The organism is Planctomycetaceae bacterium (assembly GCA_039680605.1).
Lineage (GTDB): Bacteria > Planctomycetota > Phycisphaerae > SM23-33 > SM23-33 > JAJFUU01.
Window position 1 is genome coordinate 1 of sequence record JBDKTA010000063.1, and the last position, 12482, is coordinate 12482.

Annotated in this window: 7 protein-coding genes; 6 read left to right on the forward strand and 1 reads right to left on the reverse strand. The window is 62.5% G+C overall.

Features of this window, described 5'->3' with window-relative positions; genetic code table 11:
- Positions 1–278 precede the first annotated feature (278 nt).
- On the forward strand, positions 279–1427 hold the full coding sequence (locus tag ABFD92_18510; protein MEN6506533.1) for a prepilin-type N-terminal cleavage/methylation domain-containing protein: 1149 nt from the start codon (positions 279–281) through the stop codon (positions 1425–1427).
- Between the two features lie 209 nt (positions 1428–1636).
- Here ABFD92_18510 and ABFD92_18515 read toward each other — a convergent pair whose 3' ends face one another.
- On the reverse strand, positions 1637–2257 hold the full coding sequence (locus tag ABFD92_18515; protein MEN6506534.1) for a HEAT repeat domain-containing protein: 621 nt from the start codon (positions 2255–2257) through the stop codon (positions 1637–1639).
- 214 nt (positions 2258–2471) lie between these two features.
- Between ABFD92_18515 and ABFD92_18520 the strand changes: the two genes are divergently transcribed.
- The 5 genes from ABFD92_18520 (at position 2472) to ABFD92_18540 (ending at position 12463) form a co-directional block, all read left to right on the forward strand.
- On the forward strand, positions 2472–4574 hold the full coding sequence (locus tag ABFD92_18520) for a GDSL-type esterase/lipase family protein (protein MEN6506535.1): 2103 nt from the start codon (positions 2472–2474) through the stop codon (positions 4572–4574).
- Between the two features lie 47 nt (positions 4575–4621).
- Positions 4622–6709: a hypothetical protein gene (locus ABFD92_18525; GenBank protein MEN6506536.1), complete on the forward strand. Its 2088-nt coding sequence runs from the start codon at positions 4622–4624 to the stop codon at positions 6707–6709.
- A 343-nt stretch (positions 6710–7052) separates the two neighbouring features.
- A complete protein-coding gene (locus ABFD92_18530) occupies positions 7053–9872 on the forward strand; it encodes an ankyrin repeat domain-containing protein (protein MEN6506537.1) in 2820 nt (939 codons plus the stop codon).
- A 620-nt stretch (positions 9873–10492) separates the two neighbouring features.
- A complete protein-coding gene (locus ABFD92_18535; protein ID MEN6506538.1) occupies positions 10493–11668 on the forward strand; it encodes a nucleoside-diphosphate kinase in 1176 nt (391 codons plus the stop codon).
- A gap of 144 nt (positions 11669–11812) precedes the next feature.
- Entirely contained in the window at positions 11813–12463 is a 651-nt protein-coding gene (locus ABFD92_18540) for an MBL fold metallo-hydrolase (GenBank protein MEN6506539.1), read from the forward strand.
- Positions 12464–12482 lie beyond the last annotated feature (19 nt).

A 12482-nucleotide genomic window follows, 5' to 3' on the forward strand; every position in this document is an offset into this window, starting at 1 on the left:
CAGACCTGCCATCGCGGCCTATCGCCCGGACTTCTCCCGCGGTCTACTCTCAACTTTCTACTCTCTGGCAGTCGTAACAGGTTGCAGATATATAAGCTGCGGTGTGCCAGAAAAGAATGTCGCTCACGAAGCGATCATCTTCTTTCTGCGCTTCTCGTCAGCCTCTTGAAGCCTCCAGCAGGGTCCGATAGAAATATGGGAACGTTTTCAGAAAGTCCAAGACACGGACGCCCGCGAGGCGGATAATACGATAGGTTATCGCCAAAGGAGTTCTCGACATGAGACCCGCACACCGCAGCCCTTCGCAGGGGATGACGTTGACGGAGTTGCTTATCGTAGTGGCCGTCATCGCGATACTGGTGACGCTACTGATTCCCGCCGGCGGGGCGTTCCTGGACCGCGTGGCCGATACGCGGTGCAAGTCCAACCTCAACAATATCTCGCAGGCCCTGCACGTTGGCGCCAAGGGCGTTCCGGCCGTGGCCAACTGGACATCGACCGTGGTGGCCAACGCCACGCCGGCAGTTCTGGCCTGCCCCAAGGGCGGCGACCGCTACACGTTCCAGGCCCCGGGCGAGCCGGGAGCCCCGCCGCCGGCGCAGGTTCCGCTGTCGGTTACCGCCACCGGCGGCACCCAGATGATCGCCACGCAGACCTACCTGAGCACGTACAGCGGCACCAAGTCGTTCATCTTTCCCGAGCGCAAGAACGTGACCCTGGCGGCGAACCTGGCCGTGGCGTTCACCGACGTCGATTTCGAATCGCGGATGGACTACATCCAGGCCAACAAGATCGTGCCGGCCGGCACGAAGGTCGACAGCTACTTCATGTACTACTGCGACCCGTGGGCGCCGTGGGGCCCGCACTGGGCCGACCGCCCGGCGACGATCAAGGTCGCCGGCGGCAAGGTCATTGGGATCATCGCCGGCGATTACGTCGCGGCCGCTCTCTATGCCAGCGATCCCATCGTGGGCAACCCGACGACCAATTACAGTTCCTATTATTGGGGATCGTGGATCAGCCTCAACGGCGACGACGCCCTGCGCCTCAGCAACAGCGGCACTGAACTGGAGATCGTCTCGACGGGCTGCTGGGGCGGATACATCGACAACTGGCGAATTCTGGTGACCGAAGTGCCCGCCAGCGGCGGCGGGGGCGGGCCTGTCATGGTCGATTGGCCCGGCAACTACGGTATGAACAACCAGGTGCCCGAAGGTTCGAGCGTACGCCCGGAACAACTGGTCGTGACCGACTACGACTCGGCCGTCATCGATCCCGACGGCAACCATCAGGACATCCTGAACACGATCGTCGACGAGGAACGCCTGCGTCACAGCGGCAAAATGAACGCCCTGATGGGCTGCGGCGCCGTGCGGGCGGTGACCGTCGAAGAACTTCAAAGCACGTCAGAATTGTGGAAGCCCTGATCGGCTTTGACATAGAAAAAACCGACGACGAGGACGAGGACGACGACGAGGACGAGTCGGGTGGCATGGCGACACGCGTTGTTGTTTCTGGCGGGTCGCCATGTTCGCGAATCACGGTCAGGGACATGGCGGGTGAGAAACGCCCGCCATGGCAACCATCCCTCCCTTCATCCACCCATCCATCCATCCATGCATGCATCCAACCTTCGCTACTCCGTCACCCGTCCGGGGGAAGATCCGATCGGTGGGGCGGGCGTGCGCTCGCCTTTGATCCTGCGGATGGACGCTTGTGCGACTTGGCCGGCCCTGCCGCCTTTTTTGGCGGCCTCTTCAAGCGCCGGCAGTGCCCCCGTGGCGCGAGGCCCCAGGAATCCCAGCAGGAAGGCCGACTGCCCACGGTCGGCCTCGACCGGGCTGGTCAGGGCCTCGGTCAGCGGCGCCAGGTCGGGCACCGCGTCCGGGTCGATCAGCACCTGCGCGAAGGCCGCGGCGATCTGCACCTGGCGGTCGGGGTCTTTCTTGGCGGTCTTGACGTCCTCCAAGACCGGTTTGGCCGCCGGTCCCATCTGCGAGAGCGTGATGGCGATCGCGCGGCGGACCTCCGGCTCGGGGTGCTTCAGAGCCGCGCTCAGTTGAGGCAGCGCCTCGACGGCCAGGCGGTTCTCCGCGATCGCCCGCGCGCCCTTGATCGCCGTCGGGACGTCGCGCGACTGCGTCTGCTCCACCGCCCGGCGAAGCTTGTTGCGCGATACGCGGTCTTCCTTGTTCTCACAGCCGCCGGCAGCGATTGCCAGCAGACTGACCGTCAACATGATCCAGTGCCTGAGCATGCGGCGCCACTCCCGCAGATATCATACGCGTCCGATTGGCCATAGGCGAGCGAGAAGTGACGCCGCATCGAAAACCCTCCCCGCGTGTGGGCTCTGCCCGTGCTCGACCCAGCCTCCGGCACTACTGGTCAGCCCAAGTCCATGCAAGGAATACTCACCCCACCTGGGGAATCCGGGGGTTACACTGGCGAACGCTCATTCCAGGGAGAACCGCGTGATCAAGAAAGCAACGTTGGCGTTGGCGGCTCTTGTGCTGATGTTTTTGTCGGCCTCGCCCGCCAGGGCGGAGAGCTGGACGTTCGTCGTGATGTCCGACAGCCAAGGCTCCGCCGGCGACAGCACCGGCGGCGTAGCGACACGAACGCTGGGCATCGTCATCAATGACATCGTCAAGAACGTCAAGCCCGAGTTGATCATGGTCACGGGCGATCTGGTGCAAGGCGCCGGCACGGCCGCGGAACTCGAGGGGCAGTTGATGCTTTTTCGCAAGACGATGGCGCCGGCGTACGACGCGAAGATTCCCGTGTACGCGATCCGCGGCAGCCACGACACCGGGCCTAACGAGACCCGCCCCTGGGCCGGCGGCGTGTGGAACAAGGTCTTTGCCGGTCCCTATGCCATGCCCGGCAACGGCCCTGCCGACGAGAAGGGTCTGACATATTCCTTCACGCACAAGAACGCGTTCTTTCTATGCATCGACGGGTACAAGACGCCCAACACGATGGATCTGACGATCGACCAGACGTGGGTCGACGCGCAGCTGGCAGCAAATAAGCAGCCGCACGTGCTGGCCTTTCAGCACACGCAGATCAAGAAGGTCACCGTGACTTCAAAGCTCATCGACAAGGAAGGCAAGACGCGCACCGACTATGTGCTGACCTTCACCGCCGGCGCCAAGCCCCAGCCGCAGGCGGCCCCTGCGGCGGCGGCGGCCGATAAGGTTCGCGTGGCGGTCCTGGGCGACAGTCTCTCGACGGACAAGCGTTGGCCCCCGGCGCTGGCCAAACACCTCGGCGAAGGATACGACGTGAAGTGCTTCGCCTCCGGCGGAGCGACGCTGCTGCGGAACATGGATCCGCGGAATGTCTGGCGCCGCCGCGAAGCGTCCCACGCACGGGAGTTCCGCGCGGACGTGGTGCTGATGATGTTCGGCGCGATCGAGGGCAGGCCCAAGGGATGGCCGGGCGATAAGGCGGGCTTCATCGCCGGGTACAAGGACCTGATCAAGATGTTCCAGGACCCCGCCGGCAAGCGGAAGATATACCTGCTGCTGCCCCCGGCGGCAAAACGCGACTCGTTCGGCGGCGACACGGCTTTCTTTCGCAGGGAAGTCGTACCGGTGATCCAGCAGATCGCCAAAGACATGAACGTTGGGTGCATAGATACGCACACGCCCTTCATCGGCCGCAAAGACGCCAACGAAGATTGGGACGGCCTGCATCCAACCGCCGTCGGCAACGAGATCATCGCCCGCACCGTCGCCAATGAGCTCACCGGCAGTACGCTGGCCCTTCCCGAAAGGCCCAAGGAGCCCACCGCGGAGGAACTGGCCGCCGAGCAGGCGCGACTGGCCGTCAAGGCCGCCCACGTGGTGACGCTGAAACCGGGCGATACGGTGGAGTTGACGCCGGCCGCCGTGGCCGACCCCAAGGGCGACGGCCCCGACGGCAAGGGCAACACCGAGGACGACACGTGGGGGTTCTGGTTCGGACTGATCTTCGGCGGCCATCACCGACTGACGCTGCCGACGGCGACGCTGTCTGCCAATCAGCGCGCCAACGGCATCGTCGACCTCAACTCCGCCGCCGGGCACCAGAAGAAAGTCACCGGCCCCGTTGCCGGCGAGCTGCCCAACCCGAATCAGACCAACGGCTGGATCTTCAACACAGACTGGAACGGAAAGTTCGAAGGCTTCTGGGGCGACCTGAAAGCCCCTCAGATCCTCGCCCACCCGTACGTCGAGAAGAGCAGCCACTCCTCAGTGTCGGTGACATTCCGCGTTGCGGCAGAGGGCACGTATGACATCGCCGGCAAGATCACGGACCTGCAGGTTTTCAAGGCGCCCAAGCATGACGGCGTGAGCTGGATCGTCGAGGTGGCGGCAGAACGCGTGGGCCAGTCGGTTCCAGAGCCGCGAGCGGTGCTCGGCAAGGGCGGCCCGGTGGGCGACAAGGTCGGCCCCGACAGCGCCGCGTTCGAAGTCAAAGCCGCTCCGTGCAAAAAGGGCGACCTGATCCGCCTGGTCATCAGCCCCAACGACTGGTGGGGCACGGATCTGACTCGCATCGACTACTTCCGCATCACCCGCGTCAAGTAGCGTCAAGTGGCGGCCTTGGACAGAGGCCATATGGGAAAGGCAAATCGATGAAGACGTACCTGAAAGAGCAACGTGGACGCATGCGCTTGGGCAACGGTAAGGTCGAACTGGTGATCGACCGCGCGAGCGGCTACTTCATAGAAATCCTGAACAGGAAGACCGGCCTGAGCCACAAGCTGCCCGGGACCGGCTCATGGCCTTTCGAGCTGACGCTGGGCCACGACTGGTGCCCGGACTTTCTGCGAGTCAGTATGCCCGTCGGGGGGAAGGGCATGCAGGCCATGCGTTACACGATCATGGGCGCCCGCGGCGGCAAGACGTTGCGGATGACCTACGCGAATCTTGTAACGGTGGCGGGCAACCGCACCGGCGTGCGCCTGGCGGTCCGGATCACGTTGGCCGACGACGCCGAGCATTTCCTCATTCGTGCATGCCTGACCAATGGCTCGCCCTACCGCGTGACAAAGCTGGCCTGCGGCGGCGGCGAGCTTGTAGCGGCCGCATCGCGCGATGCTGAAACGCTGGCCGTGCCGACGTGGTCGTATGGGCAGGTCTGGCCAAATCCACATGGGCATTTCACGCAACCTGCGACGTTCGGGTATCCGCTCTTTGGAACGCACTGCGGGCTGGACTGCGGTTGGATGGACCTCTACGGTCCGGCCGGCGGAATCGGCGTGGGCTACCTGAATCGCCAGGGCATGACCATGCTCTTTAACGTTCAGCAGGCAGGCGGGGGAATGCACGTCAACTGGCAGATGTTCAACCTTGCCGAGCATCCATTGCGGTTTGGTTCTGTGGGATGCGTGTGCGGGCTGGAGTCGGGCGCGTCTTTTGAGACCGACGCGTGGATCGTCGCCCCGCACGAGGGAGACTGGCACCGGATGGCGGACATCTATCGCCGCGAGTATGAGCAGGCCTTCCGCGGCGATTACAGGACCTGGGTGCAGACGTCGCCGGCGGTTCGCAAGATGGATTTCTTCGTGACGTCCGCCCTTGACAAGAAGACCTTCGCCGACGTGCCGCAAGGCATACGGCGCTACGCCAAAGAGATCGGACTTCTACCGGAGAATATGGGCCTGCTGCTGTGGGGCTCCGGTGCGAACTTCCCCAACTTCATGCCCGACCACCTGCCCTGCAAGAAGTCCCTGGGCGGCGACGCCGGGGCCGCCGCCATGTGCAGCGAGCTGCGGGGAATGGGGATGACGGGCATATGCTTCTATGCGCACCTGTTCTACAACCATCCCAAAGCCCGCGACTACGTGGCTCAGGCGGACACCGGCTGCGACACGCAAAACGCCAACTGGCTGGAAATCGGCAATGTGGCCTGCCCCGACTGCAAAGCCTGGCAGAAGCTGTGGGTCGAGAAGTACGCCGCCGGTTATGCAGCCCTTGGCGGCGGCGGGGTGACCCTGGACCAGGGACCGACGCAGTACCTGGTCTGCCCACGGGATGATCACCCGCACGGTTCCGACAGCGTCAAGCGCCTCTGCGCTCACGTCAACGGCATCGACCGGATGATCCGCGAGATTCGCGAGACCTTCGGCCCTGACGGGGGCATGGTAACCACTGAGGTCGGCAGTGACATACAGACACGCAACGCCGACCTCTGGCAGTCGGCCGGGATGGGCTTTTATTCGCCGGGAGGGCTGCCTCGACGCGAGATCGTGCGCTACAGCGTTCCCTACCGCCCTGCGATTCTCGGCGAGGACATCGCACGCCTGCTGGCGCCAGAACTCGTCAACGAGGCCTTGATCAATGGTTTCGTGGCGTATCTGGGCGTCCAGATGCTCACCGAGACGAGTATCGACGGCCGCGGCCGCGGACCGCTTCAGCGCGCCCTGCGGCAGTTTGCCAAGTTGCGCCGTGCCATGCGCGACGGCAGAGCCCCGGGCTATCCTGAGGGTTTTCGCGACAGGGAGGGGCTGAAGATTTCAAACGCCGCCATTGCTGCCCGCAGCTACCGCGGCGCCAAAGGCATAACGGTGGTATACTGCGCCGGCAAAGCGGCAAAAGGCACCATAACGGTCGATCCCTCGGCGCTGGGCTTTCCCCACCTGCCGCGACGGATCATCCGCCTGGATTTGGCCGCCGGCGAGGGCGGCTACGAGGCATTGGGCTGTGATGGCAAGGGATGAGACAAGGGATATTCGCCATGGCGACCGACAAAGTCCGATGGGAAGAGATGCTGCGGGAGGTTGGGTAATGCGGAACTCCGTAGTTGCAGCGACTGCACTTTGGGCTATAGGGCTGACAACATCATTCAGCAACGGGATATCCGCTGCGTCGCCCGCGTCACAGCCGAGTTCCGCTGCGGCTGATCTGGTTAGCTGCAGTTATGACATCTCCGAACTGCTTCAGGAATCGCCGGACTACGCGCTGCAACGGGCGCAGTGGCCGCCACCGAGCACGCAGCCCAAAACTGGGATTTACCTCATCAGCGGCGGGGGATGGGGCTATCGCGGCGAGGAGAGGCCAACCTTGGCCTCCATCATGGCAAAGCGAGCCGCTCCTCTGGTCCAAGAGCTGCGCAGCATCGATGAGTCCTCCTGGATGCCTGGCGGGCGTGGTCAAATCATATACAAAGATTGCACGCTGCAGGTCCTTCAGACAAAGGGAATTCAGGCTTTAATCGCCGCACGTCTCGAGCAATGGTGGGCACAATCGCCCCGTTCTTGCCAGCTCGCCGTTGAAGCTGTCTGGTTTATGGTCCCCGAAAAGGAGGATCAAGTCCTGCGCCGGCAGGCTGCAAAAGCGGCGACATCGCAGCCTGCGGATGTGGCGATGGTGCTAGATACCCAGCCGGCGCGTGAAGCACTGCGGGCGCTTCAGACGGCACAGGAAAGCCGGAAGGTCGGCAGTAGACAAAGGGTCTTCTGGAAGGATCGCTGGGGGAACCTTGACAACACTCTGGGTGTCCGAGCGACTACCTCGGCCGACGGCAAGAGCATCTCGGCCACATTGAACATTCAGCTGCCACTAGATAAGGAAAAGGGATTGCTTCAGCCAGGGGACTTTTGCGAGCGGGCTGAGGCGCCGGACCTGCGAGTGAGCCTTCAATCCGGCCAAAGCATCTACTGGATAGTTCCCGTGACCACATATCGGCTGGAAGCGCCAAAGACGCAGCCGGCATCCACCGGGGCGGTGGCATATTTGAGACCGCTGCCGCAGATCGCTGCGCCCAAACACTACCTGCATGTTCTTGTGCATCTGGAGGCCCTTCCGGCGGCGAAGGAGCATGTGGGGATGGGGGGAATTGCGCCGTACACCATGGATCGGGAGGAAAAGGAGTTCCTTGCTCAAGCGCTGAAAGATCCCAAGCCCGACAAGGGTGATCCCTTGGACAGGTCCAGCCTTCACACCGCCGCCGAACGTGGGTATGTCGGCGTGGTAAAAGCGCTGGCTGACCGCGGCGCGAATATTGACGCAGCACAGCCTTCGATGACGCTGAACTGGGGCGGCTACACGCCGCTATTCCTGGCGGCCCAGAAAGGGCATCTTGAGGTTGCCAAGTTCCTGGTCCGACGCGGCGCTGACGTGGAAGGATATCGGTTGACGCCGCTGTCCGGCGCGGCAGAGTGCGGAAACCTTGAACTGGCACGATACCTCATCCGCCATGGCGCACGGGTGGACAGCGAACATTGTTCCGCCGTTCGCCCTGCCGCGGAACAGGGACACGAGGAAATGGTGAAACTCCTGGTTGAAGCGGGCGCTGCCAGGCTTGACGGCGCTTTGACGGCCGCCCGAGCCAATCCCATCCTCTTTCAGTACCTGTTGGACCATGGAGCCAATATCCGCCAAAGCGATTGCCTGGCAGTCGAACTGTCGCAGGAGAAATACGACCAGGACGTAGTGTTCTTCTTACTCAGCGGAGGAGCCAGACTCACCGAGAGTCAAGCCGGTAAAGTGCTCACAGCGCTGGCCGATGCCGGCAACAGAGATATGATCCAGACGCTTCTGAAGAACGGCGCCAGACTCGATGCCAGGCGCTGGACTGATAGGCCATTGTTAATGTGTGGCACACTCTCGGCTGCCAGACTCCTGGTGGAACTTGGATCAGACATCCACTGTCCTGATGAGAATGGGTGGACGCCGCTGCATCATGCAGTCATGCGACCGACAACCGAACTGGCCGAGTTCTTCATTTCCAAGGGGGCCCGTGTCAACGACATGGATGAAAAAGGGCAGACGCCCCTTTTCTACGTACACCGACGGGAGATGGCCATGCTGCTCATCTCCAAAGGGGCAAAGGTTAACCATCGGGACCACGAAGGGCAAAGTGCCCTTCACGTGCTGGCTCAGAACGTGGCGCGGAAGGAGGATCTTCCTCGCGCCGAGCTCGCCGTCGAGTTGATCAAGGCCGGGGCCGAGGTGAACGCTCTGGACAACGACGGCTGGACGCCGTTGTGCTTCGCCGCCTTTTATGGCAGCTCGCCCATTTCCAAGGCGTTGCTGGCCAAAGGCGCGGATGTACGCTTGGCCCCCAAAGGCGGGGACTACTGCGGCCTGCTTGGACTTGCCGCCCACGGGGATGCACCAGGCCTGATCGAACTGCTGCTTGAGAAAGGCGCCGATCCGTCACGGATTGACAAGAACGGGAAGACGCTGCTGTTTCATGTGCATACAGCCGGCGAGGCCAAACTGCTGCTTGATCGCAGAGTGGACATTAATGCCCGCGATAAGACCGGCGCCACCGCATTGCACGAAGCCAGATTGCCGGTCATGGAGGTGCTGCTGGCGGCAGGGGCCGATCCAAATGCGCGTGACAACCAGAAATGTACACCGATGCATACGGCTGCCGCTTCGCTGTACGATCAACAGCGAGTTTTGACCTTGCACAAGCACGGCGGGAAGTTCGACGTGCGGGAGGAGTCGGGCAAGACGCCCCTGCACCTCGCAGCGGCCGTCATAGACACAGATATTTTCCGGGCTGACAGAAAGCCTGGGCCTGTAGCACAATTACTTTCCGTAGGTGCAGACGTAAACGCACGTGATTCCCTGGGCAGAACGCCGCTGCACTATGCCAGCGCACAAGCAGTGGCCCCGCTGTTGGCCGCCAAGGCTGATATCAACGCTCGCGACAACAACGGCCAGACCCCCCTTCATACTGCTCTTGATCGTTATGATACGATTCAGACGTTGATGGACGCCGGAGCCGACTGGAAACTGAAGGACAATCAGGGCAAGACAGTGCTGGATCTGGCAACCGCCGCCGCCCAGGACGGCAAAGGGCTGGCCAATCTGCCGGATCTGATTCGACTCTGGTCCACCGGCAAGGTGACTCCCTTGCAGCAACGCTAGGAGAGTTGGTTAAGCCCCCACCTTCCGGCGCCGCGCCGACCGGGGTAGAATATGTGGTCTGCGGTCCAGATTTTCTGCACAAATGGTGAATTGTTGAGATGCGACGCGGCGAGGGGCGAGCCCCGCCGCTAACGGATCTGTTGCTGCGTTGGGTTGCGGTGCCTTGGTAGAGTATGTATAACTTATTGTAGAGTAAAGAATTAACACCACGCCAAGCGGAGCTTCGATATAAGCCGTGTTGGCGTAAATGGTTATGTCCGTGGGAGCGACGACTTTATGGCGTGACGGGGGGGGCGGAAGGGTGGCTTCCCCGCAAATCGCTGTGAAAAGTACAACAAAGTGCAAGGAAGTGGAATTGCGGTATGGAGCGTACCGCTTTCGGGCCTGGCAAAGACCCTTGCGACACAGAGACGCAGAGAAAACAGTGACGGGAAAGGCTTTTTAGTTCTTCTTCAATACAGTTGCTTTTCTCTGTTTTCTCTGCGCCTCTGTGTCGCATATTCCCGGGCTTCTGTCCGTGCTGCTGGCGCATGCAAATTTGGAAATTGGAAATCGGATGAGGATTTGTTATCCTTCTGCGCTCGATTGCCCTGACAGCCAGAATCGATGGGAGAGACGCCGTGAGCGATGAACTGACCTACGCCCTGATCACGCCCTACAGCCTGCTCAAGAGCCGCACCGGCGGGATCATCAGCCGCCTGCTGGCCAACGCCCAGCTCGAGCTGGTCGCCACCCGCATGTACGTGTTCTCCGACGCCTTTGTCGACGCGTATAAAGAGATCATCTGTCCCGACGACACGCCGGCGGACTTCGCCCAGGCCTGGCGGCGGTACCTCGACGAAAACCTGCGCCGGCGGAACCAGTGGGGCCACGTGCCCCGCTGCATGCTGCTGCTGTTCCGCGGCGCCAACGCCGTGCGGCACCTCAAGGATGACGTCATCGGCAGCTTCACCGACCAGCCCGTCGGAAACACCATCCGCGGCACGTATGGCGACCTGATCCGCAACAAGGACGGATCGATCCGCCACTTCGAGCCGGCAGTCATCGCCTGCCCTTCGCCGGCGATGGCCGCGGCGCATCTGAAACTGCTGGCCGATTTCGCCGTCAGCGACGGCGGCCTGCTGACCAACCTCATCCAGTATGAACAGCCGCCGCAGGTCTCGCTGGTGATGCTCAAGCCCGACAACTTCTACACCCGCTCGCGCCGCCCGGGATACATCATCGACACGTTCAGCCTGACGGGTCTGCGCATCGTGGCGGCCAAGCTCTTCAACATGACCGTCGCCCAGGGCGAAGAGTTCTACGGGCCTCTCAAGGAGATCTTCGTCAGCAAGCTCAAGTTCCTGGTGACGAGGGCGGTGACGCAGCGCCTGTCCGGGGCGTTCGACTTCGAGGTCACCGAGGCCGACGCCGAGGTGCTGGCCAACCACCTCGCCCAGCGCAACGCCGAAACCGAGTTCAACAAGATCGTCGAGTACATGACCGGCGTGAACCCCATCACGGTCAGTCCGGACGAAAAGGCGGCCGCCAGCCGCACCAAGTGCCTGGCGCTGCTGTACGAAGGACCGCGGGCGATCGATTCGATCCGCGAGGTGCTGGGCTCGACCGATCCGAGCAAGGCCCAGCCGGGAACGGTCCGCAGCGACTTCGGTCGCGACCTGATGCGCAACGGCGCCCACGCCAGCGATTCGCCGGAAAGCGCCCTGCGCGAGCGAAAGATCGTCGGCCTGGCGCAGCGCGACCAGAAAGCCTGCGACGTCAGCGATATCATTAATGCGTATCTTTCGACGAAATAGGCTATAAGTTACAGAGGCCCGTACAACCTGCCACAGAGGCACAGAGGCCACTGAGGTAGAAGCAAGAAGCAACAGGCGTGGAGTTTTGTTTCTTATCTCTGAGCCCTCTGTGCCTCTGTGGTGAGTTTTACTTGGAGCAACGTTGTGAGCCTGCAGATTGAATGCGTCATCCTGGGTCCTCTCAAGACCAACACGTACCTGCTGGAATCGCAGGGGCAGTGGGCGGTGGTGGACCCGGCCATGGGCGCCGGCGGGCTGCCCGCGCTGCTTCAGAAGCGCGGCGCCGACGTGTCGATGATCCTGCTGACGCACGGGCACGGCGACCACATCGGCGGCGTCGGCGAGCTCAAGCAGGTCTGGCCGCGGGCACTGTGCTATTGCCCCGCGGCCGATGCGGACATGCTCGACGACCCGGATCGCAATCTCTCGGGCGTCTTCGGTCTGGCCATTACCTCTCCGCCGGCCGACGAACTTCTGAATGCCCCGGCCGTATTGACTTTGGGCGACACAACCTGGCATGTGCTAGACACTTCGGGGCATTCGCCGGGCGGCGTGTCGTTTTATAATCCCCAGGAGGGGTTGGTGCTGGCGGGCGATTCGTTGTTTTATGACGGGATCGGCCGCACCGGGTTCCGCGGCGGTGACCAGCAGCGGTTGCTGCGGAACGTGCGGGCGCAGTTGATGACGCTGCCGGACGAGACGCGCGTGTTGGCCGGGCATGGTCCGGAGACGACGATCGGGCGCGAGAGGAGCAAGAATCGGTTCCTGTCCGAGGCGGCGGCGGACCGATTGTAGGGATGTGTGGTTGGCCCGC

What these genes read in the sequence shown, in the direction of transcription:
- ABFD92_18515 (MEN6506534.1), bottom strand. Translation starts at nt 2,257, where the DNA reads ATGCTCAGGCACTGGATCATGTTGACGGTCAGTCTGCTGGCAATCGCT.
- ABFD92_18510 (MEN6506533.1), top strand. Translation starts at nt 279, where the DNA reads ATGAGACCCGCACACCGCAGCCCTTCGCAGGGGATGACGTTGACGGAG.
- ABFD92_18525 (MEN6506536.1), top strand. Translation starts at nt 4,622, where the DNA reads ATGAAGACGTACCTGAAAGAGCAACGTGGACGCATGCGCTTGGGCAAC.